This is a genomic window from Xanthomonas arboricola pv. juglandis, assembly GCF_905367715.1.
Taxonomy (GTDB): Bacteria; Pseudomonadota; Gammaproteobacteria; order Xanthomonadales; family Xanthomonadaceae; genus Xanthomonas; species Xanthomonas arboricola.
In genome coordinates, this window is sequence record NZ_HG999362.1 from 4,351,980 (window position 1) to 4,376,267 (window position 24,288).

Annotated in this window: 30 protein-coding genes, 1 tRNA gene and 1 pseudogene; 23 read left to right on the forward strand and 9 right to left on the reverse strand. The window is 64.9% G+C overall.

Annotated elements, in window-relative coordinates; all coding sequences use genetic code 11:
* Positions 1 to 4: 4 nt before the first annotated feature.
* Genes KHN93_RS18775 through KHN93_RS18785 form a run of 3 tightly spaced genes read left to right on the forward strand, consistent with a single transcriptional unit; the run spans position 5 to position 4,271 of the window.
* A complete protein-coding gene (locus KHN93_RS18775; protein ID WP_211921069.1) occupies positions 5 to 2,875 on the forward strand; it encodes a phage tail tape measure protein in 2,871 nt (956 codons plus the stop codon).
* A gap of 11 nt (positions 2,876 to 2,886) precedes the next feature.
* Positions 2,887 to 3,288 (forward strand): phage tail protein, encoded by a 402-nt coding sequence (locus KHN93_RS18780; RefSeq protein ID WP_211921071.1) that lies wholly within the window; start codon positions 2,887 to 2,889, stop codon positions 3,286 to 3,288.
* Positions 3,285 to 4,271, forward strand: coding sequence for a phage late control D family protein (locus KHN93_RS18785; protein WP_211921073.1), 987 nt, complete (start codon positions 3,285 to 3,287; stop codon positions 4,269 to 4,271). Before KHN93_RS18780 ends, KHN93_RS18785 begins: the two co-directional genes overlap by 4 nt.
* A 4-nt stretch (positions 4,272 to 4,275) precedes the next feature.
* On the opposite strand, the gene KHN93_RS18790 is transcribed toward KHN93_RS18785, so the two are convergent.
* The 3 genes from KHN93_RS18790 to KHN93_RS18800 all read right to left on the reverse strand — a co-directional run bounded on the left by KHN93_RS18790 (position 4,276) and on the right by KHN93_RS18800 (position 5,834).
* A complete protein-coding gene (locus tag KHN93_RS18790; protein ID WP_211921075.1) occupies positions 4,276 to 4,569 on the reverse strand; it encodes a hypothetical protein in 294 nt (97 codons plus the stop codon).
* 285 nt (positions 4,570 to 4,854) lie between these two features.
* Positions 4,855 to 5,307 (reverse strand): hypothetical protein, encoded by a 453-nt coding sequence (locus KHN93_RS18795; RefSeq protein ID WP_244812151.1) that lies wholly within the window; start codon positions 5,305 to 5,307, stop codon positions 4,855 to 4,857.
* Positions 5,308 to 5,402: 95 nt separating this feature from the next.
* The gene (locus KHN93_RS18800; RefSeq protein ID WP_211921077.1) at positions 5,403 to 5,834 is read right to left on the reverse strand and encodes a helix-turn-helix domain-containing protein; all 432 of its coding nucleotides are present in this window, start codon (positions 5,832 to 5,834) and stop codon (positions 5,403 to 5,405) included.
* A 73-nt stretch (positions 5,835 to 5,907) separates the two neighbouring features.
* Here KHN93_RS18800 and KHN93_RS18805 point away from each other — a divergent pair, with 73 nt between their 5' ends.
* The 15 genes from KHN93_RS18805 to KHN93_RS18860 all read left to right on the forward strand — a co-directional run bounded on the left by KHN93_RS18805 (position 5,908) and on the right by KHN93_RS18860 (position 13,840).
* Positions 5,908 to 6,168 (forward strand): helix-turn-helix domain-containing protein, encoded by a 261-nt coding sequence (locus KHN93_RS18805; RefSeq protein ID WP_080931457.1) that lies wholly within the window; start codon positions 5,908 to 5,910, stop codon positions 6,166 to 6,168.
* Between the two features lie 2 nt (positions 6,169 to 6,170).
* Positions 6,171 to 6,491: an ogr/Delta-like zinc finger family protein gene (locus KHN93_RS18810; RefSeq protein WP_031421352.1), complete on the forward strand. Its 321-nt coding sequence runs from the start codon at positions 6,171 to 6,173 to the stop codon at positions 6,489 to 6,491.
* A gap of 10 nt (positions 6,492 to 6,501) precedes the next feature.
* The gene (locus KHN93_RS18815; RefSeq protein WP_211921079.1) at positions 6,502 to 6,780 is read left to right on the forward strand and encodes a hypothetical protein; all 279 of its coding nucleotides are present in this window, start codon (positions 6,502 to 6,504) and stop codon (positions 6,778 to 6,780) included.
* Positions 6,777 to 6,989, forward strand: coding sequence for a hypothetical protein (locus KHN93_RS21735; RefSeq protein WP_039509719.1), 213 nt, complete (start codon positions 6,777 to 6,779; stop codon positions 6,987 to 6,989). The genes KHN93_RS18815 and KHN93_RS21735 overlap by 4 nt, the downstream gene beginning before the upstream one ends.
* A gap of 9 nt (positions 6,990 to 6,998) precedes the next feature.
* The gene (locus KHN93_RS18820; protein WP_211921081.1) at positions 6,999 to 9,695 is read left to right on the forward strand and encodes a toprim domain-containing protein; all 2,697 of its coding nucleotides are present in this window, start codon (positions 6,999 to 7,001) and stop codon (positions 9,693 to 9,695) included.
* Between the two features lie 323 nt (positions 9,696 to 10,018).
* Complete coding sequence (locus KHN93_RS18825; protein ID WP_212579685.1) at positions 10,019 to 10,237, forward strand: hypothetical protein; 219 nt, start codon at positions 10,019 to 10,021, stop codon at positions 10,235 to 10,237.
* Positions 10,234 to 10,521 (forward strand): hypothetical protein, encoded by a 288-nt coding sequence (locus tag KHN93_RS18830; protein ID WP_211921083.1) that lies wholly within the window; start codon positions 10,234 to 10,236, stop codon positions 10,519 to 10,521. The genes KHN93_RS18825 and KHN93_RS18830 overlap by 4 nt, the downstream gene beginning before the upstream one ends.
* Positions 10,521 to 10,793, forward strand: a complete 273-nt coding sequence (locus tag KHN93_RS18835) for a hypothetical protein (protein WP_016851004.1) — start codon at positions 10,521 to 10,523, stop codon at positions 10,791 to 10,793. The genes KHN93_RS18830 and KHN93_RS18835 overlap by 1 nt, the downstream gene beginning before the upstream one ends.
* A 78-nt stretch (positions 10,794 to 10,871) precedes the next feature.
* Entirely contained in the window at positions 10,872 to 11,297 is a 426-nt protein-coding gene (locus tag KHN93_RS18840; RefSeq protein ID WP_211921085.1) for a hypothetical protein, read from the forward strand.
* Positions 11,290 to 11,472 (forward strand): hypothetical protein, encoded by a 183-nt coding sequence (locus tag KHN93_RS21625; RefSeq protein ID WP_244812152.1) that lies wholly within the window; start codon positions 11,290 to 11,292, stop codon positions 11,470 to 11,472. The genes KHN93_RS18840 and KHN93_RS21625 overlap by 8 nt, the downstream gene beginning before the upstream one ends.
* Positions 11,465 to 11,737 carry a hypothetical protein gene (locus tag KHN93_RS18845; protein ID WP_211921087.1) on the forward strand — a complete coding sequence of 91 codons (273 nt, stop codon included), beginning with the start codon at positions 11,465 to 11,467 and terminating at the stop codon, positions 11,735 to 11,737. Before KHN93_RS21625 ends, KHN93_RS18845 begins: the two co-directional genes overlap by 8 nt.
* The gene (locus KHN93_RS18850) at positions 11,734 to 11,958 is read left to right on the forward strand and encodes a hypothetical protein (protein WP_211921089.1); all 225 of its coding nucleotides are present in this window, start codon (positions 11,734 to 11,736) and stop codon (positions 11,956 to 11,958) included. Before KHN93_RS18845 ends, KHN93_RS18850 begins: the two co-directional genes overlap by 4 nt.
* 265 nt (positions 11,959 to 12,223) lie before the next feature.
* Positions 12,224 to 12,439, forward strand: coding sequence for a DUF7696 family protein (locus tag KHN93_RS21630; protein WP_244812153.1), 216 nt, complete (start codon positions 12,224 to 12,226; stop codon positions 12,437 to 12,439).
* On the forward strand, positions 12,429 to 12,653 hold the full coding sequence (locus tag KHN93_RS18855) for a hypothetical protein (protein WP_016849275.1): 225 nt from the start codon (positions 12,429 to 12,431) through the stop codon (positions 12,651 to 12,653). Before KHN93_RS21630 ends, KHN93_RS18855 begins: the two co-directional genes overlap by 11 nt.
* On the forward strand, positions 12,653 to 13,840 hold the full coding sequence (locus KHN93_RS18860) for a site-specific integrase (protein WP_211921091.1): 1,188 nt from the start codon (positions 12,653 to 12,655) through the stop codon (positions 13,838 to 13,840). Before KHN93_RS18855 ends, KHN93_RS18860 begins: the two co-directional genes overlap by 1 nt.
* Before the next feature lie 67 nt (positions 13,841 to 13,907).
* Here KHN93_RS18860 and KHN93_RS18865 read toward each other — a convergent pair.
* The 4 genes and pseudogenes from KHN93_RS18865 to dtd all read right to left on the reverse strand — a co-directional run bounded on the left by KHN93_RS18865 (position 13,908) and on the right by dtd (position 17,197).
* Positions 13,908 to 13,983, reverse strand: a tRNA-Ile gene (locus tag KHN93_RS18865).
* Between the two features lie 291 nt (positions 13,984 to 14,274).
* Positions 14,275 to 14,588 (reverse strand): annotated as a pseudogene (locus KHN93_RS18870) (DUF6566 family protein).
* Positions 14,589 to 14,774: 186 nt separating this feature from the next.
* Positions 14,775 to 16,649: an RNA polymerase sigma factor RpoD gene (rpoD, locus tag KHN93_RS18875; protein ID WP_016902493.1), complete on the reverse strand. Its 1,875-nt coding sequence runs from the start codon at positions 16,647 to 16,649 to the stop codon at positions 14,775 to 14,777.
* A 107-nt stretch (positions 16,650 to 16,756) separates the two neighbouring features.
* On the reverse strand, positions 16,757 to 17,197 hold the full coding sequence (gene dtd / locus KHN93_RS18880; protein ID WP_039518588.1) for a D-aminoacyl-tRNA deacylase: 441 nt from the start codon (positions 17,195 to 17,197) through the stop codon (positions 16,757 to 16,759).
* Between dtd and KHN93_RS18885 the strand changes: the two genes are divergently transcribed.
* Positions 17,196 to 18,212 (forward strand): lauroyl acyltransferase, encoded by a 1,017-nt coding sequence (locus KHN93_RS18885; protein WP_211921093.1) that lies wholly within the window; start codon positions 17,196 to 17,198, stop codon positions 18,210 to 18,212. The genes dtd and KHN93_RS18885 overlap by 2 nt on opposite strands.
* Positions 18,213 to 18,266: 54 nt before the next feature.
* Here KHN93_RS18885 and KHN93_RS18890 read toward each other — a convergent pair whose 3' ends face one another.
* A complete protein-coding gene (locus KHN93_RS18890) occupies positions 18,267 to 18,788 on the reverse strand; it encodes a GNAT family N-acetyltransferase (RefSeq protein WP_211921095.1) in 522 nt (173 codons plus the stop codon).
* A 244-nt stretch (positions 18,789 to 19,032) separates the two neighbouring features.
* Between KHN93_RS18890 and ribA the strand changes: the two genes are divergently transcribed.
* From ribA to KHN93_RS18905, 3 genes are all read left to right on the forward strand, one after another.
* A complete protein-coding gene (ribA, locus tag KHN93_RS18895) occupies positions 19,033 to 20,166 on the forward strand; it encodes a GTP cyclohydrolase II RibA (protein WP_211921097.1) in 1,134 nt (377 codons plus the stop codon).
* A gap of 138 nt (positions 20,167 to 20,304) precedes the next feature.
* Positions 20,305 to 20,781, forward strand: coding sequence for a PH domain-containing protein (locus KHN93_RS18900; RefSeq protein WP_039529659.1), 477 nt, complete (start codon positions 20,305 to 20,307; stop codon positions 20,779 to 20,781).
* Positions 20,778 to 22,283 (forward strand): PH domain-containing protein, encoded by a 1,506-nt coding sequence (locus KHN93_RS18905; RefSeq protein WP_104599894.1) that lies wholly within the window; start codon positions 20,778 to 20,780, stop codon positions 22,281 to 22,283. Before KHN93_RS18900 ends, KHN93_RS18905 begins: the two co-directional genes overlap by 4 nt.
* 88 nt (positions 22,284 to 22,371) lie before the next feature.
* Here the strand turns inward: KHN93_RS18905 and KHN93_RS18910 are convergent, their stop codons facing one another.
* A complete protein-coding gene (locus KHN93_RS18910; protein ID WP_104599893.1) occupies positions 22,372 to 23,430 on the reverse strand; it encodes a CDP-glycerol glycerophosphotransferase family protein in 1,059 nt (352 codons plus the stop codon).
* On the opposite strand from KHN93_RS18910, the gene KHN93_RS18915 reads away from it, so the two are divergent.
* Positions 23,431 to 24,255 carry a glycosyltransferase family 2 protein gene (locus KHN93_RS18915; RefSeq protein WP_211921098.1) on the forward strand — a complete coding sequence of 275 codons (825 nt, stop codon included), beginning with the start codon at positions 23,431 to 23,433 and terminating at the stop codon, positions 24,253 to 24,255. It begins immediately after the preceding gene.
* Positions 24,256 to 24,288 lie beyond the last annotated feature (33 nt).

Consider the following 24,288-nt stretch of genomic DNA (forward strand, 5'->3'; position numbering starts at 1 on the left):
CTAAATGGCGGCCTCCGACAACCTGCGCCTGCAGGTCATCCTGGCCGCCGTCGACCGCGCCACCGGTCCGTTCCGGCGCGTGCTGAGCGGTAGCCGCGGCGTCGCCACCGCACTGCGCAACCAACGCGACGCGCTGCGCCAGCTCAACAGCCAGCACCGCGATATCGGCGCCTACCGCGAACAGGTGGCGATGGCACAGCGTGCCAAGGCCGCGCTCGATGCGCAGCGGCAGTCGGTGCGCACGCTTGCCCAACAGATCAAGGCCACTGGCACGCCGACCGCTGCCATGAATGCCGAATTCGAGCGTGCCGTGCGCACCGCACGGGAACTCAAGACCGCACACGGTGCGCAGGAGGCCGGCCTACAGCGCCTGCGTGGTCGCCTGGAGACGGCGGGGATCAGCACCCGCGAGCTGGTCACGCATGAGCGGCGCCTGCGCGGCGAGATCGAAAGCACCAACACCGCCATGCGCGCCCAGCAGCAGCGCCTGGTGGCGATTGATGCTGCCCAGCGCCGCAGCGCCCGCATCCAGAACGCCGGCCTGCATGCGAGCGCCTACGGCGCCGGCATGGCCTTCGCCGGCCAGCGCGCATTGCGAGCCTCCGTGCTGCCGATCAGCGATGCGATGGAGTTTGAGTCGGCCATGGCCGACGTGCGTAAGGTCGTGGACTTCAAGACGCCGCAGCAGTTCCTGCAGATGGGCCGCGATGTCGAGAACCTCTCGATGCGCCTGCCCATGCTGCCGGCCGAGATTGCCAAGATCGTGGCGGCCGCCGGCCAGGCCGCGATCCCGCGCCAGGAGCTGGTCCGCTTCGCCGAGGACGCGGCCAAGATGGGCGTGGCCTTCGACAGCAGCGCCGAGGACGCCGGCCAGACCATGGCCACCTGGCGCACCGCTTTCCGGATGGGCCAGGACGAGGTGGTCGTACTGGCCGACAAGATCAACTATCTCGGCAATACGGGACCTGCCAGCGTCAACAAGATCAGTGCGGTGGTGAACCGCATTGGTGCCCTGGGCGAGGTCGCAGGTCTGCAGAGCGGACCACTGGCAGCGCTGGGCGCCACCGTCGCCGGCATGGGCATCGAGTCGGAAGTCTCGGCCACCGGCATCAAGAACATGTTGCTCACCCTGGCATCGGGCGAGTCGGTCACCAAGAGCCAGCGCGAGGCCTTCGACAAGCTGGGCATCAAGGCCACTGCTATGGCGCAGGTCATGCAGAAGGATGCCGGCGGGGCCATCATGTCGGTGCTGCAGAAGCTGCGCGCACTGCCCAAAGCCGAGCAGGCCGCGACCATGACGCAGCTGTTCGGCCGCGAGTCGATCGGTGCGATCGCACCGCTGCTGACCAATCTGGAGCTGCTGCAGGGCAACTTCGCCAAGGTCGCCGATGCGCAGCGCTACGGCGGCTCAATGTCTGCCGAGTACGCATCGCGGGTGGCCACCTCGGCCAACTCGCTGCAGCTGCTGAAGAACACCGCGGTGGTGGTGTACCAGTCGATCGGCCAGGTGCTGCTGCCGCAGTTCAAGCAACTGACCGAGCGCACGGCTGCGGTGGTCGGCCAGGTCACGACGTGGGTCCGCGCCAATCCGGTGCTGGTGGGTGCGATCGCCAAGACGGCGATCGCCGGCGCCGCGCTGGTCACGATCCTCGGCGGCCTGCTGGTGGCCGGCGGCGTGGCCGCGATGGCGTTCTCGCAGATCCACGGCGCCGTCGCGCTGCTGTCGGGCGGTGGCGGCTTCGGTGCGCTGCTGCGGCAGGGGCTGGCGTTCGGCGGCCGCGTACTGCCGATGCTCGCCAATGGCGCCCGCCTGCTGCTGCCGCTGCTCGGCGGCGTCAGCCTGCCGGTGCTGGCCATCGGCGCGGCCGTCGCTGCCGTGGCGCTGCTGGTGTGGAAGTACTGGGGGCCGATCAAGGCCTTCGCCATTGGCGTCTGGCAAGGCATCGTCGATGTCGCCGCGCCGGTCCTCGCCGAGCTGAAGGCCGCGCTCGCGCCACTGGCGCCGGTGTGGGACACCGTGGCCGCAGCGATGGGTCAGGCCTGGGCATGGGTCAAGCAGCTGCTGACGCCCTTCGAGGCCACCACTGCGCAGTTGCACGGTGCAACGCAGGCCGGTCGCGGCTTCGGGCAGATCCTGGGGGCAGTGCTGGTCACCCAGCTGCAGCTGGCGATCAAGGCGATCGGCTGGCTGGTGCAGGCGTTTGTGTTCGTACTGCCGGTAGTCAAGCAGATCCTCGGCGGCGTGTGGCAAACCGTCCAGGGCACGTGGTCGCTGATCGTGGGCGTGTTCACCGGCAACGGCGATCGCATCCGCCAAGGGCTGCTGCAGCTGTGGGCCGGCATCAACCTGCAGTTGGCCAACTGGCCGGCCCGGATGCTGCAGGCTGGCGCCGACATGATCAGCGGCCTTGTCCAGGGCATCCGCTCCAAGCTCGGCGCGGCCGGCGATGCGATCGCCAGCGTCGGCACCGGCGTGGTCGATCGCTTCAAGGGCTTGCTGGGTATCCACAGCCCCTCGCGCGTGTTCGCCCAGCTGGGCGACTTCACCATGCAAGGCCTCACCGTGGGCCTGCAGCGCGGCCAGGGCGCGCCTGTGCAGGCCGTCATGGCGCTTGGCAACCGGATGCGTGCCGTGGGCGCAGAACTGGCCCTGGCGACGGCCACAGCGCCCGTGGCGGCGATCGACAGCCGTGCGCCGCTGTCGGCCCCTGTACGCGCCGCCAGCGCGCCTGCAGGCGGCAACAGCTACGTCATCCACGTCCATGCCGCGCCCGGCATGGATGCAACCGCACTGGCGCGCGAAGTCGCGCGCCAGATCGAAGAGCGCGAACGGCGCGCGGTGGCCACCCGCCGTTCCAGCCTGCGCGACGACTGAGGATCCACCCGATGATGATGTCTTACGGCACGTTTGTGTTTGCCCTCGATAGCGCCGCCTATCTGCAGCTGCAGCGGCAGATGAGTTGGCGCCACCCCACCAGCGAGCGTGTCGGCGCGCGAGCGGCCAGCCAGTTCCTGGGTCCAGGCGATGAAGCGATCGAGCTGTCGGGCCTGATCGCACCGGACCTGACCGGCTCGCGTGAATCGCTGACCACGCTCCGCAGACTTGCTGCCGACGGCGAGCCGCTACCGCTGGTAGACGGCACCGGCTGGGTGTATGGGCCGTATGTGGTGCTGGCGGTCAACGAGACGGCCACGCTGTTCTTCCCGGATGGCACGCCGCGCCGCGTCGAGTTCCAGCTGAGCCTGCGCCGCACCGACGACGTTGCGCCCGAGGCGACCGCCGCATGAGCTACCCGATTCCGCAGTGGCGCGTAGTGCTCGACGGGACCGACCTCACCGAGCGCATCGCACCGCGCCTGCTCGATCTCACCCTCACCGAATGCCGAGGCGGCGAAGCCGATCAACTGGATCTACGCATCCACGACCATGACGGCAAGATGGCGCTGCCCAAACGCGGCGTGCGCTTGGCCGTAGCCCTGGGCTGGAAAGCCACCGGCCTGGTCGACAAAGGCACCTTCATCGCGGACGAGGTGGAATACAGCGGTGCGCCGGACATCATCACCGTGCGCGCGCGTAGTGCGGATCTGACTGCAGACATGCGTACACGCCGCGAGCGCAGCTGGCACAACACCACACTGGGCGCCGTGCTCAATACGCTCGCCGGCGAGCACGGACTGACGCCGCGTGTGGCAGAGGCGCTGGCGCGCACCAAGCTGCCGCATCTCGACCAGGCCAACGAGAGCGACATGAATCTGCTCACCCGCCTGGGACAGCGCTTTGATGCGGTGGCAACAGTAAAGGCAGGTGCGTTGGTCTTTGCGCCGATCGGCGCCGGCACCACTGCAACCGGCAAGCCGCTGCCGACCGTCACCCTGACGCGGCGCGACGGCGACCAGCACCGCTACTCAGTGGCCGACCGCGATGCCTACACCGGCGTGCGCGCTTATTGGGTGGACAAGGGCAAGGCGCGGCGGCAGTCGGTACTGGTTGGCACGGACGACAACGCCAAGCGCTTACGCGAGTCTTATGCCGATGAAGCAACGGCACGCCAACATGCGCACGCGGAACTGGAGCGGGTGAGGCGCGGCCTGGCGAAGTTCGGCTTCACGCTGGCAATCGGGCGGGCAGACCTGTTCCCAGAGCAGACTGTCACGGTCAGCGGCTTCAAGCCGCAAATCGATGGACAACGCTGGTTGATTGTAAAAACCACCCACACCGTCAATGGGTCAAGCGGCTTGACTACATCGCTTGAATTGGAAAGCGCGCTGTGAGCCGCTATTGTCGCCTCTGTAACAACTGCATTTCGGCGGCGACTGGCATCAACAGCGTGCCGTCGCCCGCAACTCTGCACTGACGCATTTGGCTTTGCGCGTAGGAAGTCGCCTCCGCGTATGAAGCGAATCCTGTCAGCGGCAATCTGTGCTGCCGTAGCGTGATACCACCGCTTTTTGAGACAAGAATTTCCGCACAGCATTCGTTACCGAGCCAAACAACGTGTGCGGTTAAAACGAATTCGCCGGACAGGCGAACCATTGCATCGTCCATGTGCATCTCCGAAAGAGCTTTCATCAAGTTGGACCGCTTAAGCAACGTGGCGCTCAGGCTACTGGCCTGCGCCATTATCTCAAAAATGACCGATCGCACACTTGATGCAAATCAAGTGCAAACCCTACGTCGCGTGTAGGGTTTATCTGACAGATCACGCTGTTTATTCGTTGTAGCGTTCCGATCGAAGGATGTCAGGTCATCTCGCGTTGCCAGGACGGCGACGGCTCGATCACATGGAGTAAGGCACCGACACCTCAACGAAAGTCGCCGGTTTTAGACCGGCGGCTTTTTTTTGCCATAGAGCACTCAGAGCCGTGCTTGTGCTCGCACTATCCGGTAATGCAAATCCGTCATGACCTGTACCTCTGCCTTGATCACATGCCGCCACTGCCTTTGCTTTTCCTTTAGATCATCAGGCATACAGGAGCGACTGACTAAGGGAATAAATGCGAACACCAGCAGGTACACGAGATGATCCATCGGAGTGAAGCTAGACGGCAGCTGATGGGGCATCGTAGTCCAGATAAAACCCGTCAATGCCATCCAAGGTAGCGAACACACTGCTGACCTAAAGCGTGCCTTCCTAAGCAATTTTTCCGAACCGCTGTAAGCAAGCTGCAACGCTGAGAGAGACAGCTCTGCGGATGGCACAGACTCAACGTGATAGTGCTGCACGATGCGCCCAGCAACGTTGAGCTGCCCGACCTCTGAGTCGCTCACTCGTATGCGCAGAGGCTCGTTCTGCAAATTGGCTTCCATTATTGACACCTCTGCAATCTAAAGCCTCAAAGTCACCGGGTATCCGCCGATAACGCACTCTTTTGCGAAGACCAGCTGTCCTATCTGAAGCTTGATCAGGACTTCTTTTTTTTCCGGCCGCCCATGTTGATTTGCATGTATCTCTGGTCGATCGCGCCTGTCGTCGTCAGCATTTGAGACACGTGGCTGTTGTCGTTGAACGTCACGACAGGCGCAACCTTCTCGGCCCCCTCGCCTGCTGATCCAAGATCGGACAGCATCGCAGTGCGCACCTCATGCGAAGCAGCGCGGAACGCAGCCACCAACGCAGCCTCGGACGGATCCAATTCCACCCGCTGTTCCAGAAGCACATACATGATATCTACGCCGCGAGCATGCGCGGCCAATAGGTAGGCTCCACCTGGCATGTTCTGGTCCTTTTCGAAGTAAAGCTGTGCCCACTTCGAGATGCCACAAGCGTCGGCCATCTCCTGCTGCGTAAGGCGCAGGCGCTTCCGTTCTTCCTTCAGGCGTTTCCCTACAGTCACTAAGGTTTTTCCTCATATTGACAAAGTTGGTGTTAACACCAACAATTTCCAAAACCACAGGCGACCGCCACCGATGCCCCGCAAAGTGCAAGCTCAGCAGCAGTTCCACCCTCGAACCACAGCACAGGCGCGGGAATGGTTAGTGTCCAACGGCATCACGGTCTCTGGATTCGCCCGGCAACTTGGGGTGAATCGCACTGTTGTCGACGATCTGCTCCGAGGCCGCTCGCAAGGCAAGTACGGCGATGCGCACACAGCTGCAATTGCACTCGGTCTCAAAGCACCGCCGAATTATGCCGCAAAAGTCCAAACTTCCAAGCGCTCTAGGGGGTGAGCATGTTCGGCCGGAAAAAAATCGTCTTCCGCTGCGAGGCGTGTAGCGCGAGGCTCATCAAACGCACCAGCGTCCTCGCACATAAGTTCCTGCGGCACGACTCGTATGTCTGTGAAAACCCGATGTGTGGCGCGACCTACACGGGCCATTCGGAGTTGACGGGTATTGCCAGCCCCAGCGGCGTACCCACCGCACACAGCGAGCTTCCACCAACACCTGGCTATCAGCGTGCCCAAGCGCTGCAGGCGTACCGCGAGTCGCTGGGCGACCGCCAGTTGGACTTGATCCCGATGGGCGGCGAGCCGTTCTTCCCTCACCTCTGAGGTAACCCAAATGCGAAAGACCATTGATTGGGCGGCACTGCCGCCCACGGCGAAGCTTTGCCTGGAAGTTGCGCTCATCCACGGCGGATTGGTGAAGACCGAACACGGCTACATCGGCCGCACTGCCGCGCCTGAGACAGATCAACGCTTCGGCGCGGTTGCAGTCGCCGCGCTCATGCGCGATGGACTTGCCACCTCTGACGCCTTCGATGAGCGCCTGGTCGTGCTGACCGATGCCGCCATCTCCTTACTCGATTTCCAACACACAAACACCGAGGTCGGCTCGTGAGGCATGCCAATAGCTGGTTCACCGCACAGGAGCCGCGATTCGTTGATGCGGCCAGCAATCTGCCGCAGCGCATCGCGCCGCACGCCAAACACGAAGAGGCACGCCTGCTCGCTGCCGCCGTTGACGCACACCGCCGTTCGGGCGGCGCTTATGTCGTGATCGACAACGCTCCATCTCCGCACGCGCCTCGGCGCCAGCTCGGCGTCTAAGGAAGTTCGATGCAAGAGGATCTGCGGCAACAGGTGCTGTCCCGACTGGAACGGGATTACGGACTCAAGCACCGTAGTGGTACCGAGTACATGCGCGGCGGCAAGTGCCCGTCGTGCGGCAAGAAAGAGCTTTACACCAACCATCTCAAGCCTTGGGTGGTGAAGTGCGGCCGCCAATCCAAGTGTGGGCGCGAGCTGCACGTCAAGGATCTGTACGACGACCTGTTCGACGACTGGTCCAAGCGCTTCCAGCCAACGCCTGCGGCTCCCAACGCTGCGGCCGATGCCTACCTGCAGTTCTCGCGTGGCTTTGACCTAGCGCCGCTGAAAGGCCTCTACACCCAGGACAGCCACTACGATCGCAAGATCACCGCCGGCACCGCAACGGTGCGCTTTGCGCTGGTCAAGGGCGGCTGGTGGGAGCGCCTGATCGATCGCCCGCATCGCTTTGGCAAGCAGAAGGCGCGCTTTGCGCCAGGCCAGAGCTATGCGGGTGTTTGGTGGGCTGCTCCTGCCGCGCTGACAGCTATGCAGACGGCACGCGACGTGTGGATCGTTGAGGGCATTTTTGATGCGATTGCGCTCCTGCAGCACGGCATGTGTGCGGTATCGGCCATGTCCTCCAACGCATTTCCGGAAGAATCACTGCGCGAGCTCGCCAAGGCACGCATGGCCGACCTTCCGACGCTCGTGTGGGCCCTGGACAACGAGCCGGGCGCCCGTGCTTACACGCACAAGCACATCAAGCGCGCGGCGGCGCTGGGCTTTGACTCGCGGGCAGCGCAGATCGTCCAGCGCGATGGCAAGAAGGCCGACTGGAACGACCTGCATCTGCGCGCTATCGCGTCCGATGATCCCAAGCAGTGGGACAACGACGTCAACGAAGCCCGCTACCAGGGCGACTTGCTCGTGGCCCGCTCGGCGGTGGACAAAGGCCTGCTCATGTTTGAGCACGACGGCCGCAACGACTTCTGGCTGGACTACCGCTCCCGCCTGTACTGGTTCGATTTCGATACACAGCGCTTCGAAAAGTTGCGCAAGGAGAAGCTGGGCGATATCGATGCCGACGAGGGCGACGAGGTTGCGGCCGAGGATCTAAAGAAGATCAAGCGCGCCGCGTGCTCCGTCCAGAAGATCGCCAACTGCTACCCGGAAGCCCTGTATTTCCAGCGCCAAGAGGTCACCGACGAAAGCTGGTACTACTTCCGCGTCGATTTTCCGCACGACGGCCCCAGCGTAAAGGGCACCTTTACAGGTGGTCACGTCGCTAGCGCCTCCGAGTTCAAGAAGCGCCTGATCTCCCTGGCCGCCGGCGCCATGTTCACCGGTACCGGCCACCAGCTGGACCGCCTGATCGAAGAGCAGACCGAGGCCATCAAGACGGTCGACGCCATCGACTTCGTGGGCTACAGCAAGGAACACCGTGCCTACCTGCTCGGCGATATGGCCGTGCGCGACGGAGAGCTGGTGACGGCCAATGAAGAGGACTACTTCGAGTTCGACAAGCTGCGCTTGAAGACCACGCAGAAGTCCATCCGTCTGGAGATCCAACGCGACGCCGAGGCGTTCCGTGTGGATTGGCTGCCGTGGCTGTGGCAGTGCTTCGGCACGCACGGCATGGTCGCCATGACGTTCTGGTTTGGCTCGTTGTTCGCCGAGCAGATCCGCGCCGGGCACAAGAGCTTTCCGTTTCTTGAAGCCACCGGTGAAGCCGGCGCCGGCAAGACCACGCTGCTCACGTTCCTGTGGAAGCTGCTGGGCCGCTCGGACTACGAGGGCTTCGACCCGGCCAAGTCGTCCAAGGCTGGGCGTGCACGCGCCATGGGCCAGGTGTCCGGCATGCCCGTCGTCCTGCTGGAAGCCGATCGCAGCGAGCCAGACAAGGCGCACTCCAAGACGTTCGAGTGGGATGAGCTGAAGGACTTCTTCGGCGGCGGCACCCTGGCAACACGCGGCGTGCGCAATGGCGGCAACGAGACCTACGAGCCGCCGTTTCGCGGCACGATCGTCATCACCCAGAACGCTGCAGTGGACGCCAGTGAAGCGATCCTCACGCGCATCGTGAAGCTGCACTTCAAACGTCCGCAGGTCACCACCGAGAGCCGCATCGCGGCCGACAACCTCAACGCGCTGCAGGTCGAAGAAGTCAGCCACTTCCTCGTGCGTGCCATCCGCCAGGAGCGCGGCATCCTCGATCTGTTCGCTGAGCGGGTGAAGGTGTTCGAGGCCAAGCTACGCGGGCAACAGGATCTGCGCCTGGAACGCGTCATCAAGAACCACGCGCAAATGCTGGCGCTGTTCGATTGCCTGCGCCTGGTCATCACCATCCCTGACGATATGGTCGAGCAGACGCGGCTGGCGCTGTTGGACATGGCACTGGAACGGCAGAAGGCGATCAGCGCCGACCACGCGATGGTCAATGAGTTCTGGGAGGTCTACGAATACCTCGAAGCCACCGGCCACGGTAAAGCCGTCGTCAACCACAGCCGCGACGCGCAGCGCATTGCGATCAACCTCAATCACTTCGCTGCGCGGGCCGCGCAGTTCAGTCAGTCCGTGCCCGATCTCAAGGTGCTGCGTGCGCTGCTCGGCGACTCGCGCCGGCACAAGTTCATCGGCGCGAACGTGGCCGTCAACAGCGCTGTCCTCAAGGACGACCTGACCGGCGTCGGTACCACCGTGAAGTGCTGGGTGTTCGCCAAATGACCGCGTTTCCTCATGTTGGAAATTTCAGGAAATTTTCGTTGACATCTGCCCAGGAGCGGAGCAACCATTACTCCGTCGCCGCACAATCGGCGACCGGGTTTGACAGCCTGAATCAACGGCGCACCAGCGCCCATCGACCGATGCACGGCGCTTTTTTTTCGCTCGCTGTGCAGTCGCGGGCGTTTGCCGGCCAGTTCTATGGCGGGCGGTGTGCGGAGGCCTTCGGGCCTGCCGGTTCCGTTGACCGGTCTGTCAACCGCGCACCGTCCGCCACCTCGTTTGACAGCGTCGTGGCGGACTCCAACTACAACGGAGCCTGCACTATGACCTACGACGCTCAAGAAGCGCCGGCCAATGCCGCGCGTCAGATCGCCCATTACTTCGGCCTGATCGCCGACACCCTCGACTGGAAACACACCGCCTGGCTCGCCCTGCAGGCGAAGCTGCAGGCCATGGACAAAGCGCCCGAGGCGCTGACGCTGGCCGATGTCGAGGCCGCCATTTCCAGCACCAATGCCGACCTGGCCGAGGTGCGCCAGTGAGCCGCCGCGACCTGCACAAGGCGCATCGCGTGGCTCCCGGCGTCTACCTGCTCCTGCAGATCCGGGCGACCGACGTGTTGGCCGAGCTCTACGCCGACGGCCTGCATGATCGCCCACCGGTGATGTTCGCCTGCAGCGCGATCGACGAGCCGAGCGCGTTGTTTCTTGTCGATGACGGGACTGGCCTGGTCATCGGCTCGTTGCACGTGGTCATGCCGGAAGCCGAGGCCGCCGCGCTGCAGGAATGGGTCATCGAGCGCATGCCTGCAGCGGAGGTGGCGTGATGGACGCCGCTCACCCAAACACGCAGCTGCCAGAGGACGCTGATTTCTCGATCAGTGAAGAGGATCAGTCCCGCCTTTGGCTCGCCTACCACGCGACCACATTGCTCGCAGCGCTGACCAACGATATCGCGATCGAGGCAGGCATCAATCACGACGGACCGGCGGCAGTGGCCGAGTACATCCGCCACGAACTGCTTGATGTCCTCAGCAGCGCGCAGCGTCTGCGTGAGCCTGACCCCAGCATTCCGCCATCCGGCGCCGACCTGATTTAACCCCGCACCAGCGGGCCGGCGGGCGGTGCTGTAACACCGCCCCAAGGCCCTCCACCAACGCAACTCAGGAGAGTCGATATGCAACAGCACACTGGAACACGTCCAGCCACGGCAGCACGTCCGTTGGCTTTGAGCACCGGACCCGGCCCGGAGGCTAGCACGCCGGCCGTCGCCGCCTACGACCGCAGCATGGGCGACTGCTCAGCGACCATCACCATGCACATCACGCATGGTGCCGTCGTGGTTACCGCCTCCCTGAACATGGGACCGCTACGCGAGGCTCGCCAGTCCTGGGAGCGGCGGCGTGGCACTGGCACCGGCTGGAAGCTCGTCGACGGCCCCCGCCTGTGGACCACGGCGGAAGATCGCATCAGCACGGAGTTGGCCGAGTTCATGGATGGCCTGGACTTCCCCTTTGACCTGGCCAACATGCTGCCGCGCAGGCCAACCGCAGCTGCTGCAGCTGCGGTAGCGCAGGCCGCACGGGAGGTGGCGCATGGTTGAGTTGCTCGCTCTTGTGGTGGTCCTGGCGCCGGCGGCCGGTGGCGCGCTGGTCTACAAGCTGTGGTCGACGCGCCGTCCGCGACTCACCCAGACCGGCCTGGCCGTTGGACAGGTGCCACAGCGCCTGCGTCGCCGCACTCGCATGGCTGTGCGGCGGGAGGCTGCTCATGGTTGAGTCCGTCATCCTTTTCGGCCCGCAGGGCAGCGCAAAATCACTTAACGCTGAGGCTCTGCGTCAGGAGCTCGGCCTGCAGGAGGTCATCGAGCTTGAGGATGTCTTGTTTACGTTCCGCGCTGATCGCCTGGAGCCGGTCGGGCAGCTGATCCTGACATGCAACGAGCAGCAGGCCCATACCTGGTCGGTGCGCTGGGGCTTGCGCCTCATGCGTGTCGAGGAAGCACGCGCCCAGCTCGGCGTCGCATGGAGGACGCAACCATGAACCTGCAGCGCACGATCGAGATTGCGCGCGCCGCAGCGCGCTTGGGGGAGCCTGGCCCCTTGTCCACCGGGGAGGCGCTCACCGCCGCTCTGGTGCTCAATCGCCACGACTGGCTGGCCGAAATGGGCTACACCATCGCCCAGGCGTTGGACCGGATCGACTCCGACACCGCGCAACACCTCCGGGACGCCGAGCGCGTGCTGCGCCTGGAGGTCGCGTGACGCAACGTCAGGTCGACCACGACAGTCCTCTGCCGCCCTGCACGAGCGGCCACCTGGCTCGCCACATGCTCGACGCCCGCCGCCCCGAGGCGGGCGGCGGGCACTTCATCGAGTGCGTGTGTGGGCGCACACAAAAGCACCCCAGTTTTGAGTTGGCCATGACCGAATGGCGGCGTGCTCATCGCATCCGCACCCCTCGTCAGCCACGTCCCTGCGCTCAGAACGTCGTGCAGCTCGGCCTGCGATTCACCGGCACACACCAGCGATGATCGATGGCGCAAATATGGAAGGGTTTCGCAGGGCTTGCGAGGCGCGTCACTGGCTACGGCAGGGCAACACGGATGCAGCCAAGGTGCGAGAGCTACGGCTCCGCATCGCTGCTCAGCGCGGCTATGCCGCTGCTGACTTGCTCGTGGAGGAAATGCGCGAGCAGTGGCGGCACAGGCGGGAGTGGACCAAGGAGCAAATGCATGAGCGGTGAGGTACTGACGTTTGAGGATCTGCGGCGGCTATGCGCACCGATTGGACCCTCCCCCCGTACAGCGACCGTCGTGCGTTGGGCCAATGATCAGGGCATCCGATACAAATACGACGGTCGAGGGGGTATCTGGACAACGCTAGACGCGCTCAACGCCGCGCTGGGATTGCAGCAACACAACGACATCGAGATGGATACAGAACAGGAGCTGATGTGATGGCAAGAGGCCGCAAGCGCAAATTCAATCCCCTCATACCATCTCACATTGATCAGGCCGCGCTCCCGCGCGGCCTTTATTGGGGGGATGGCCGGTGGTACGTCGTCGAGCCGCATCCCGAAGGTGGAAACAGACGAAAGCAAACCGTGGCCTACGCTGGAGCTCGTCTATCGGAATTGCACGGAATCATTGAGGAACGGGCAGGCAAGGGCATGCGAGGCACGTTGCGTTATCTCTTTGATCGCTTCCATGAGTCGTTGGAGTTCAAGGAGCTAGCGACCGACACGCAAGATGACTACAAGCGCTATGCCAACTCCATTGCCGACTACCTGCGCAAGGACGGATCGAAACTGGGCTCGGTCCAGGTTGATCGCATCACGACGCCTGTGATCCAGCGGCTCGTGGAAGTTTTCGCAATGGGACGGCTTGCCAACGGTCACCAACCCGCGCTTCCTGCAACGCCCAGTAAAGCAAATCACCTTCACCGCTACTTACGTCGCACACTCGCATGGGGCATGCGTGTTGGCCTATGTAGATCAAATCCAGCCATCGGTGTGAGGCAAGCACGCGAAGCAAAGAAGCACCGTATGCCAACGCCGGCTGCATTCGACAAGGTGTTGACCTTCGCTCGTGAACGCGGCTCCCGTCCACCACACACAAAGGGCAGTTGCCCGAGCTACCTGGCGCCAGTCATGGTGCTCGCGTATAGCGCGCGCCTACGCGGCATCGAGGTGTGCACCCTTAACGACACACATAAGCAGCCAACAGGCATACATGCTCAGCGGCGCAAAGGATCACGCGACACGCTGACCGAGTGGGATCCTGAGATGATCGAAGCGTGGGATTTCCTCGCAGCGCGGCGTACCGCGATCTGGACTAAGAAAGGCCGAAGCTTTCCAGTCCCTATCAAGGCTGAGGATCGGCGGCTACTCGTTGAACAGACTGGTAGCCCCATGGCTAAGTCATCTCTGGACAGTGCCTGGCAACGATTCATCACGCTCGCAATGACCGAAGGGATCATCACGAAGCAGGAGCGCTTTTCTCTGCATGGCCTCAAGCATCGCGGCATTACGGACACAGTTGGCAACCGGGGCGACAAGCAAGATGCTGCAGGGCACGTAACACCAGCAACGACAGGTCGCTATGACCATGCACTGCCAGTGGTAAAGCCGCCAAAGCGCAGCTAATTTTCCCGGCAATTTTCCCGGCGGCCTCAAATCAGGGCGCTTGGCACAAGCTAAGCCCTTGATTTTATGGTGGGCCCAGAAGGATTCGAACCTTCAACCAAAGGATTATGAGTCCTCTGCTCTAACCGTTGAGCTATAGGCCCGGCAGGGTGGGTGGCGAGATGCGGGGCATGTCGGACCGTCCAGCTGAGGCGAAAGTTTACCTGCCCGCGCACGTCGCTGTCTGCTGACATCAGGCACTGATGAGGAGAAGCGCCCGCACCCACACGTGGCCGCACATGCCCACACAAAAAAGCCCGGCGCGAGCCGGGCTTCTAAATTTGTATGCGATGACCGCGCCTTGCGCACCATTCGCGGTAGGTGATCCGGTGCTACAAGCACCTCAGCAATCAGCACCTCAGCAATCCCGAATCCCCACTCCCCAATCCCGGCTACTAAGCCACCTCAAGCTGCGCATCGACCAATTGCCGGCCTGCGCGGAATCCCTGCGCGATGGCTTCCTGGTACGTCTCCCAGCCCGGTTCCCGGCCACCGATGCGTGGCTGGCGTTTGCCACCCAATGCATACACGTCGACCCACAGCGTCCACCTGGCGCCCGGGGACGCCTGCTCGGTGCGTACGCGAATCTCGTGCTCGCGGTATGTGGTGGTTTCAAAGCGGCTTTGCCTGCTCATACGACAGCCTCGTTCCATTCGTCCATCAACTTAGAAGCCACGCCTAGAACGTCACGTGAGTCAGGCAGAAACACCGGCTTCATGTTGCGCCGCTGTCTGGCTTCGTCGCCGGGGCGTGAATGTCGCCCGCGCCATCCCCGGCGCGTCCGTGCTTCGGCGACGTCCACCCGGGCAAGCATAGCGCGCGACATGCCCCACAACGCAACAGCCCCGCATGTGCGGGGCTGTTGTGTGATCACTGCACCGATACGGCTACCGGATCAGTCGATGTCCAGGAACGAGCGCAGCTGTTCCGAACGGCTCGGGTGACGCAGTTTGCGCAACGCCTTGGCCTCTATCTGACGGATCCGCTCGCGGGTGACGTCGAACTGCTTGCCCACTTCTTCCAGCGTGTGATCGGTATTCATGTCGATACCGAAGCGCATCCGCAGCACCTTGGCCTCGCGCGGGGTCAGCCCTGCCAACACGTCCCGCACCGTCTCGGAGAGATTGATGTTGGTGGTGTTGTCGATCGGGGACTCCACGTTGGTGTCCTCGATGAAGTCGCCCAGATGCGAATCCTCGTCGTCGCCGATCGGGGTTTCCATCGAGATCGGCTCCTTGGCGATCTTCATCACCTTGCGGATCTTGTCCTCGGGCATGTCCATTTCCTTGGCCAGCTCCTCCGGCGTAGCCTCGCGGCCGAACTGCTGGAGCATCTGGCGGGAAATGCGGTTCAACTTGTTGATCGTTTCGATCATGTGCACCGGAATACGGATAGTGCGCGCCTGATCGGCGATCGAACGGGTGATGGCCTGGCGGATCCACCACGTTGCATACGTCGAGAACTTGTAACCGCGGCGGTATTCGAACTTGTCCACGGCCTTCATCAGGCCGATGTTGCCTTCCTGGATCAGGTCGAGGAACTGCAGGCCGCGGTTGGTGTACTTCTTGGCGATGGAGATGACCAGGCGCAGGTTGGCCTCGACCATTTCCTTCTTGGCCTTGCGTGCCTTGGCTTCGCCATAGGCCATCGCGCGGCTGATCTCCTTGATCTCGCCCAGGGTCAGGTAGTTGGCCTTCTCCATCTCGATCGAGCCCTGCTGCTCGGAGACGATCTGGTCCTTGACGTCGCGCAGCGCCGATGACCACTTCTGCTTGCGCTTGAGTGCGTCTTCCACCCATTCCAGGTTGGTCTGGTTGCCTTCCCAGGAGCGGATGAAATCCTTGCGCGGCATGCGTGCCACGGTGGTGGCCAGGTGCAGCACCTTGCGCTCGTGATCCTTGATGCCGTTGACCACGCCACGCAGCTGGGTGACCAGCGCATCGGTCAGCGGCAGCGGCAGCTTGAGCGTGGTGAAGATGGCGGCCATGTCCTCGCGCGCCTTGACCACCAGCTTGTGCTCGGCGCCGTTCTTGGCATAGATCTTCTTGAACTTGGCGTATTCGTTGGCCAGGTTCTCCATGCGCGTGGCAACTTCCACCGGGTCCGGACCGGTCGGGCCGGCCTCTTCCTCGGCAGCGTCGTCATCGCCGTCTTCGTCGTCGTCTTCATCGACCGCGTCTTCGTCGACGGCGACCGGGCCGGCGGCGGCCAGCGCAGCAGCGGCGGCGTCGGCTTCTTCGATCAGGTCGTTGAAGCCGACCACGATCTCGGCCAGACGCTTCTTGCCTTCCTTGTGCGCTTCGTAATCGGCCAGCAGCATTTCGGTCGACAGCGGGAACACACCCAGCGCTGCCTGGACCTGGCTCAGGCCTTCTTCGATACGCTTGGCGATGGCGATTTCGCCTTCGCGGGTCAGCAGCTCGACCGTGCCCATTTCGCGCATGTACATGCGCACCGGGTCGGTGGTGCGGCCACCTTCGGTGTCGAGCGCGGTCAGCGCGGCGGCAGCTTCTTCGGCTGCGGTGTCGTCAACCTCGCGGTTGCCGGTGTTGCCATCGTTGAGCAACAGGGTTTCAGCATCGGGTGCAACTTCATGGACATCAATGCCCATGCCGTTGATCATGCTGATGATGTCTTCGATCTGCTCCGGGTCGACCAGGTCGTCGGGCAGGTGGTCATTGACTTCGGCGTAGGTCAGATAGCCCTGTTCCAGGCCCTTGCTGATCAGTAGCTTGATGTCGGATTGCTGGGCAGGACGTTCGTTGGCCATGAGTGCTCGCGCCACCGGCTTTGAGATTGGAAAGAGAACCTAGCATTATACCAGCGTGAAGCCCGGTCTGCCGGATTCAAGACAGGACCGCTGGTGGACGTGGGTTTCTAGGGTCTGAGAAGGAAGGTCACCGGGCCATCGTTGACCAGGTCGACAACCATATGGGCACCAAAGCGCCCGGTTTCCACCCCGCCGCGATGTTTTTGCCGGCAGATCGCCACCAAATGATTGAACGCCCGTTCAGCCTCCAACGGCGGCGCCGCCGTGCTGAAGCCGGGGCGATTGCCGGAACTGGTGTCTGCGGCCAGGGTGAACTGGCTGACCAGCAGCAGGCCGCCGCCGATGTTGGTGAGTGAGCGGTTCATCTTGCCGGCGTCGTCGGCAAACACGCGGTAGCCAAGCAGGCGCTCGGCCAGGCGCCGGATCTGCGCGTCGCTGTCGCCGGGTTCGACCCCGACCAGGGCCAGCAGCCCGGGACCGATCTGCCCGACGGTCTGCGCATCGACCGTGACGGCGGCGCGGGTGACACGTTGGATCAGCGCAAGCATGGGCACTCTCCGGCAGCAAACTGTGCCGCGCAGCATGCCCAGCACGGTTGGCACTGTCACGCGCGGGTCATCGCCGGCCGCGCTGTTTAGAATTGCGCGGATGAAACCCGATGTTCGCGCTCGCCTGCTCTACGCCACCGCCGCCACCGTGGGCCGCCTGCCGTGGCCGCTGCTCAAACGTGTGGCCGACGCGCTGGCCTGGAGCTGGCGCAAGCTCAATGCGCGCGAGGCGCGCGTGGCACGCCGCAACCTGGAACTGGCGTACCCGGAACTGGAAGCCGGCCAGCGCGCGCAGCTGCATGCGCAGGTGCTGCGGTCGACCGCGCGGCAGACGCTGGAGGTCTTGCGCACCTGGACCCGCCCGCCGGCCGAGAACCTGGCGCGGCTGCAACGCAATGGCCAGGCGCTCTACGACGCGGCGCTGGCTTCCGGGCGTGGCGTCATCGTGGCCGCACCGCACTTCGGCAACTGGGAGCTGCTCAACCAGTGGCTGTCCGAACGCGGGCCGATCGCCATCGTGTATCGCCCGCCCGAATCGGACGCGGTGGACGGCTTCCTGCAACTGGCCCGCGGCGGCGACAACGTGCGCCAGGTGCGTGCCGAAGGCCCGGCGGTGCGGCAGTTGTTCAAGGTGCTCAAGGACGGCGGCGCGGTCGGCATCCTGCCCGACCAGCAGCCGAAAATGGGCGATGGCGTGTTTGCGCCGTTCTTCGGCATCCCCGCCCTGACCATGACCCTGGTCAACCGACTGGCCGAGCGCACCGGCGCGATCGTGCTGTATGGCTGGTGCGAACGTACCGGTGGCGACCTGCAATTCGCGTTGCATGTGCAGCCGGCCGACCCGGCAGTGGCCGACGCCGACCCGGTGCGCGCCGCCAGCGCGCTCAACGCGGGCATCGAACAGATCGCCCGGCGCGACCCGGCGCAATACCAGTGGACCTACAAGCGCTACACGCTGCGCCCGCCGGGCAGCGGCGAGCCCAATCCGTATGCGACCGAGCGGCATCCGCACTGACGCCGGCTGCCTGAAGACGGATCCGCCTGCGCATGGCGCGGCGTCGGCAGCGGCTCAATCGTCATGCGGATCGGCCGGCGTGGCGAGGATGCGCTGATAGAACGCCAGGTCCAGCCAACGGCCGAACTTGAAACCGGCCTCGCGCACGGTACCGGCATGGGTGAAGCCGAACTGTTCGTGCAGGGCGATGCTGGCCTGATTGCTGGCATCGATGCCGCCGACCAGCACATGCACGCCGCGCTGTTCCGCCGCCGCGATCACGCCCTGCAACAGCAGGCGTCCGAGCCCCTTGCCGCGGTGGTCGCGGTGCACGTAGATCGAATGCTCCACGCTGTACTTGAACGCCGGCCAGGCGCGGAAGGTGCCGTAGCTGGCGAACCCCATCAGGCTGCCGTCGGCAGCTTCCACCCCGACCACCGGAAAGCCGCCCGCGCGCTTGGTCGCAAACCAGCCGACCATGCTCTCCGGTGGCCGCGGCTTGTAGTCGTACAACGCGGTCGAGTTGGCGATGGCGTCGTTGAAGATCTCCAGGATGGCGCTGGCGTGGCGGTCTTCGCTGCAGTCGATGAGAGACATGGGGTCCGGTGCGGGCAGAGGGTCTTGGGATTAAAAGGCATTGCCGGGCGATGAACAACGCAGCCGGCATGCAACCAATCCATGCCTGCCACGCAACTCAAACGGCGGGCGCTGGATGCAGCGTTCCACCCGGCCGTGGCGACTGGCGCTTGCGAACCACGCGACAATGGCCGCACGCGGCAGGCAACGGCCGCGGCGGCGTCCGCCTTGAAGCGGCCGTGGCAATCCCCATCTGGAGTCGTGCATGAGCAGCCCCGTCCCCTCCCCCAGCGCACAGGCCTTCGGTGATCCGGCCGCGATCCGTTGCGAGCGCGCCGCCTCCGAACTGCGCGCCGGCCGCCCGGTGCTGCTGACGGCGGCCAACGGGCAGGCGCGCGCGGTGCTGGCGCTGGACAGCAGCACCGCGCAGTCGTACGCGGCCTTCGCGCGTGCGGCGCAGGGGCGGCACTATCTGTTCGTCACCCCGACCCGTGCCCAGGTGCTGGGCCTGAGCGCGCCGCAGGGCGCACGCGTGGCGCTGGTCGAACACGACTACGACCAGCTCGCTGCCCTGGCCTACCTGCGCGATACCCCGGTACCGACGCAATGGACCCCGGGCGATGCGCTGGATGCCGGCGCGGTGGAAATCGCGCGGCTGGGACTGCTGCTGCCGGCGATGCTGGCCGTGGAGCTGCACGATGCGGATGACCACGCCGCCTTTGCCGGTTGCCAGTCGCTGGCACTGGACGATCTGGGCAGCGGCTGCGCCAAATCCGCCGCGGCCGGCTACGAGTTGGTCACTCGCACGCCGGTGCCGTTGCGCGGGCTGGGGATGAGCGAGTTCGTGGTGTTTCGCGGCGGGGTGGCGCAGCGCGACCAGGTGGCGATCGTGGTCGGCCAGCCTGATCTGTCGGCTGCAGTACCGGTGCGCGTGCATTCCTCCTGCCTGACCGGCGATCTGTTCGGCTCGCTCAAATGCGATTGCGGCGACCAGCTGCGGCATGGCCTGGCCAAGCTGAAGGAACTCGGCGGCGGCGTGCTGCTGTATCTGGACCAGGAAGGCCGCGGCACCGGCATCGCCGCCAAGATGCGCGCGTACGGTTACCAGCATGCCGGCCTGGACACCATCGATGCCGATGCGCAGCTGGGCTTCGGCCCGGACGAGCGCCGCTACGGCAGTGCGGTGGCGATGCTGCGCGGTCTGGGCATCAGCCGGATCCGGCTGCTGACCAACAATCCCGCCAAGGCCGAGCGCCTGCGTGCGGCCGGCATCGCGGTGGAAGACCGCATCCCGGTGACCGGCGACATCACTCCGGAGAACGAACAGTACCTGCGCACCAAGGCCGCGCGTGCCGGGCATGCGCTGGATGTGGATGCGCTGATCCTGGCCGCGCAGTAAGCGCCGCTGCGCCGGATGCGCCTGCCCGCGGCGCCCGGCTATGCTTGCGCACCGCTCCTGCAGGCCAGCCTTGTGCACGACGCTCCACCGCCGCACCCCGAGGTCATCGTCGCTGCCGCGCCGGCACAGGCTCCGGCGGTGGACCACACCCAGTGGCAACCGCTACCGCAGCGCGGGGCGTATGTGGCCGGCGTCAACGGCGCGCTGGGCGGCGGATGTGCCGGGCTGATCGCGGCCGGCGTGACCGTCACCGTGCTGCACGCCTGGCATGACTGGCCGGTAGTGCTGGGCGTGACCGTGGTGGCCGCGCTGCTGGGTGCGTGGTTCGCGGTCAAACGGCATCGCCTCACCCACTGGAAACTCGACCAGCACGGCCTGGCGCTGCAACGCGGCCATCTCTGGCAGAGCGACACGCGCATCCCGATTTCGCGCGTGCAGCACGTGGACCTGCGCCGCGGCCCGATCGAGCGCGCCACCCGGCTGACCACGCTGGTGGTGCATACCGCCGGCAGCCGGCTCAACGCGGTGGCCTTGTCCGGCTTGGATCAGGGCGATGCCGAACGCCTGCGCGACCGCCTCGCCCGCCAGCTCGATCACGACGACGACGCGCTGTGAGCGCCATCGAACACCCCGGCCAGGACGAGCAGCGCCTGCATCCGCTGTCGTGGGTGTTCGTGTTGTTGCAGCAGATCCGCCAGTTCCTGATTCCGCTGGCGGCCTTGGTGCTGTTCGGCAGCCGCGATGGCAGCCGCGACTCGGCCGACCACATCGCCACCGGCGTGGTGATGGCAGTGCTGGTGGCAATCTCGGTGCTGCGCTATTTCACCTATCGCTACCGCATCGGCACCGATGGCGTGGCGATCCGCAGCGGGCTGCTGGAGCGCAGCCGGCGCGATATCCCGTTCGCGCGCATCCACAACGTGGTGGTGCATCAATCGCTGCTGCACCGGCTGGCCGGCGTGGCCGAGGTGCGCCTGGAATCGGCCGGCGGCCACAAGCCCGAAGCGGAAATGCGCGTGCTGCGGCTGGACCAGGCACTGGCGCTGGAAGACCTGATCCGTCGCCGCACGCATGACGCCGATGCCAGCACGCCGCAGATCGAGGCCGACAGCAACACGCTACTGCGTCTGCCGCTGGGCGAAGTGATCCGGCTGGGGCTGATCTCCAACCGCGGCATGGTGGTGGTGGCTGCCAGCTTCGGGGTGATCTACCAGATGATTCCGCGCCGCACGGTGTCCAACTTCGTCGAACACAACGGCGAGCTGGCCTACCGCTACGTCAGCCAGATCCATCCAGGGGCGGCGGTGACCGCCGCGTTGGTGGTGCTGGGCGCCCTGGCCGTATTGGTCGCGATGCGCGCGCTGTCGGTGGCGCTGGCGGTGGCGCAGTACCACGGCTTTCACCTCAGCCAATCCGAGCGCCGCCTCACCGTGGAGCGCGGCCTGCTGACGCGCATCCGCAGCAGCGTGGCGCTGCGGCGCATCCAGTCGTGGACGCTGTACGAAGGCCGCCTGCATCGCCTGTTCGGCCGTCGCCAGTTGCGGGTGGAGACCGCCGTGGCCGGCAGCGCCGACAGCGAAGGCAGCGCATTGAAGGAGCTGGCGCCGATTGCCGACCCGCAGCGCTGTGATGCCTTGTTGCAGCGCCTGCTGCCGGGGATCGCCTGGCCGCCGGCACAGTGGCAGGCGATCGCCACGCATTGCTGGTGGCGTTTGAGTCTGCCCACGCTGCTGTTGCTGCTGCCGCTGGTGATGGGCCTGGCCTGGCAGTTCGGCAACCAGGCGGCGTGGTTGCTGCTGTGGTTGCCGTGGAGCGCATTCAAGGCGCATCGCCAGGTGCACCGCATGGGCTACGCGGTGGATGCGCGGTTTGTCGCCGTGCGCGGCGGCTGGTGGAAACGCTGGTGGCGGCTGGCCGAGCTGGACAAGCTGCAGGCGCTACAACTGCAACGCTCGCCGCTGGACCGTCTGTCCGGCACCGCAACGCTGTGGCTGGACACTGCCGGTGCCAACGCGGCCGGCCCGGGGTTGCGGCTGCGCTTCGTGCCGTTGGCGCAGGCGCAGGCGCTGCAGGCGCAGCTGGGTGCCGCGTTGGCGCGGCGCAAGCTGCGTTGGTGATTAGGAATCGGGATTGGGGAGTCGGGATTCGGGATTGGGTGAAGTGCTGATTGGCAGCGGCATCTCGTCGATGCGCAACTCGCAGTGATCAGCGTTGTGCCGGGCCCCAGTATCCAAGTTCGCGGCGGATCTGCAGGCCTCGCCACACTGCGCCCAGCGGCTTGCGCCGCAGTGGACCGAGCTTGCCGGCGATGAAGTCCTCGGTCGCTACGATCACCCGCTCCGACGACTGCCCGTCGCGGTACGGGTGGATCGCGTCGGCATAACGGGCGAGCGCATCGCGCAGCGACGCATCCGGTGCCAGCGCGCGCGCCAGCTGCTGCGGCAATTGCCCGGGCTGCTGGAAGTCCAGCATATGCGGCTGCGGCACGCGGTTGCGGAAGGTCACCACCGGTTTGTGCTGCACCACGAACTCGGACACGATCGACGAGGTATCCGACACCAGCACATCGGCCGCACGCTGCGCGGCCATCACTTCTTCGGGTTCGACAAAGCGGGCATGCGGCCCGGCCAGCGCGCGATAGCGATCGAACAGCTCCGGCGCGCACTTTGGATGCAGCGTCAGCAGCCAGTAATGCGCTCCGCGTGCGATATCGGCGGCGATCTCATCGTAGAGCGCGGGCGCAGCGCTCAAGCGCTCGGTAAACGTGGAACCGAACAAGATCACCGGCCGCCCGTTGGCGGGCGCACGCAGTGCAGCGCTGCGGCCGCCATCGTCGCGGAACACCGGGTCGAGCTTGGGCCAGCCGGTTTCGACCACGGCAAAATGCCCTTCGCGCTCGGCGAGTGCGCGAAACGGCGCCGTGGTGGCCGGGCCTTGCGTGCAATACAGATCGAACAGCCCGCGCACGCGGAAGTGCCCGCGGTTGTCTTCGCGTTTCTGCACGTTGAACCCATGGAACAGCTGCACCTTGGCGCCCGCAATGAACGGCGGCACCCAGTTGGCCGCGCTGAACACCGCACGCGGACGCAACGCCAGCGCCTCACGCAGGCCAACCTCGCGCACGTCCGGCAACACCAGCCCGCGTGCACCGCCCTCGAACCACGCCGCCACGGCATGCCCGCGGGCCTGTAATGCCTGCGCCAATGGCGCCAGAATAGGCAACGCGTAACGCTCCGTTGCGAACAGCAGGTATTGAGCCATCACATGTCCTCTTCGACCGCACCCGACGAACGGCCGCGCATCAGCGCCTGCATTATCGCGTTCAATGAGGCCGATCGCCTACGCGACTGCCTGCGCTCGCTGGCGTTCTGCGACGAGATCGTGGTGGTGGACTCCGGCTCCACCGACGCCACCGTAACGCTGGCCACCGCACACGGCGCACGCGTCCTGCAGCGCGCCTTCGATGGCTACCGCAGCCAGAAGGCATTCTGCGTTGCGCAGGCCAGCCACGATTGGGTGCTGTGCCTGGATGCCGACGAACGCGTCAGCGACGCATTGCGGGCGTCGATCATTGCCGCGCGCGATGGCAGCTTTGCCAATGCCGCCGGCTATCGCTTCGCACGGCTGTCGGATTATTTCGGCCGGTTCCTGCGCCATGGCAATGCCTATCCGGATCGGGTGCTGCGCATGTTCGATCGACGCCGCGGCGGCTGGCGCGGCAAGCGCGAGATCCACGAGGCGGCCAGTGTCGACGGTGCAGTGGTGACCCTGGCCGGCGATCTGATCCACTATCCGTACCGTTCGCTGGCGCAGCAACTGGCCAAGACCCAGCGCTACGCGCAGATGATGGCCGAGCACGAGCATGCGCGCGGCAAGCGTGCGACCTGGAGCAAGCTGGTGCTGGCGCCGGCCTGGCGCTTCTGGCGCGGCTACCTGCTGCGCGGCGGGTTTCGCGATGGCTGGCACGGGTTGATCTATGCCTACGTGCGCGCCAACTACGTGCGCCAGAAGACCATCATGCTGTGGCTGCTGCAGCACAACCAGCCGGTGCAGGACCCGCCGCGTGCGGACGAGCAGCGCGGCGACTAAGAGTCGTCAGCAACACGACTAGGTTCACCGCCC

Coding starts and splice junctions, on each gene's coding strand:
- KHN93_RS21630 (WP_244812153.1), top strand. CDS start 12,224: ATGATCGATGGCGCAAATATGGAAGGGTTTCGCAGGGCTTGCGAGGCG.
- KHN93_RS18855 (WP_016849275.1), top strand. CDS start 12,429: ATGAGCGGTGAGGTACTGACGTTTGAGGATCTGCGGCGGCTATGCGCA.
- KHN93_RS18850 (WP_211921089.1), top strand. CDS start 11,734: ATGAACCTGCAGCGCACGATCGAGATTGCGCGCGCCGCAGCGCGCTTG.
- KHN93_RS18860 (WP_211921091.1), top strand. CDS start 12,653: ATGGCAAGAGGCCGCAAGCGCAAATTCAATCCCCTCATACCATCTCAC.
- KHN93_RS18795 (WP_244812151.1), bottom strand. CDS start 5,307: ATGGAAGCCAATTTGCAGAACGAGCCTCTGCGCATACGAGTGAGCGAC.
- KHN93_RS18890 (WP_211921095.1), bottom strand. CDS start 18,788: ATGTCTCTCATCGACTGCAGCGAAGACCGCCACGCCAGCGCCATCCTG.
- KHN93_RS21625 (WP_244812152.1), top strand. CDS start 11,290: ATGGTTGAGTTGCTCGCTCTTGTGGTGGTCCTGGCGCCGGCGGCCGGT.
- KHN93_RS18840 (WP_211921085.1), top strand. CDS start 10,872: ATGCAACAGCACACTGGAACACGTCCAGCCACGGCAGCACGTCCGTTG.
- KHN93_RS18810 (WP_031421352.1), top strand. CDS start 6,171: ATGTTCGGCCGGAAAAAAATCGTCTTCCGCTGCGAGGCGTGTAGCGCG.
- dtd (WP_039518588.1), bottom strand. CDS start 17,197: ATGCTTGCGCTGATCCAACGTGTCACCCGCGCCGCCGTCACGGTCGAT.
- KHN93_RS18825 (WP_212579685.1), top strand. CDS start 10,019: ATGACCTACGACGCTCAAGAAGCGCCGGCCAATGCCGCGCGTCAGATC.
- KHN93_RS18815 (WP_211921079.1), top strand. CDS start 6,502: ATGCGAAAGACCATTGATTGGGCGGCACTGCCGCCCACGGCGAAGCTT.
- KHN93_RS18785 (WP_211921073.1), top strand. CDS start 3,285: ATGAGCTACCCGATTCCGCAGTGGCGCGTAGTGCTCGACGGGACCGAC.
- KHN93_RS18775 (WP_211921069.1), top strand. CDS start 5: ATGGCGGCCTCCGACAACCTGCGCCTGCAGGTCATCCTGGCCGCCGTC.
- KHN93_RS18780 (WP_211921071.1), top strand. CDS start 2,887: ATGATGATGTCTTACGGCACGTTTGTGTTTGCCCTCGATAGCGCCGCC.
- KHN93_RS18885 (WP_211921093.1), top strand. CDS start 17,196: ATGGGCACTCTCCGGCAGCAAACTGTGCCGCGCAGCATGCCCAGCACG.
- rpoD (WP_016902493.1), bottom strand. CDS start 16,649: ATGGCCAACGAACGTCCTGCCCAGCAATCCGACATCAAGCTACTGATC.
- KHN93_RS18820 (WP_211921081.1), top strand. CDS start 6,999: ATGCAAGAGGATCTGCGGCAACAGGTGCTGTCCCGACTGGAACGGGAT.
- KHN93_RS18845 (WP_211921087.1), top strand. CDS start 11,465: ATGGTTGAGTCCGTCATCCTTTTCGGCCCGCAGGGCAGCGCAAAATCA.
- ribA (WP_211921097.1), top strand. CDS start 19,033: ATGAGCAGCCCCGTCCCCTCCCCCAGCGCACAGGCCTTCGGTGATCCG.
- KHN93_RS18835 (WP_016851004.1), top strand. CDS start 10,521: ATGGACGCCGCTCACCCAAACACGCAGCTGCCAGAGGACGCTGATTTC.
- KHN93_RS18805 (WP_080931457.1), top strand. CDS start 5,908: ATGCCCCGCAAAGTGCAAGCTCAGCAGCAGTTCCACCCTCGAACCACA.
- KHN93_RS18915 (WP_211921098.1), top strand. CDS start 23,431: ATGTCCTCTTCGACCGCACCCGACGAACGGCCGCGCATCAGCGCCTGC.
- KHN93_RS18790 (WP_211921075.1), bottom strand. CDS start 4,569: ATGAAAGCTCTTTCGGAGATGCACATGGACGATGCAATGGTTCGCCTG.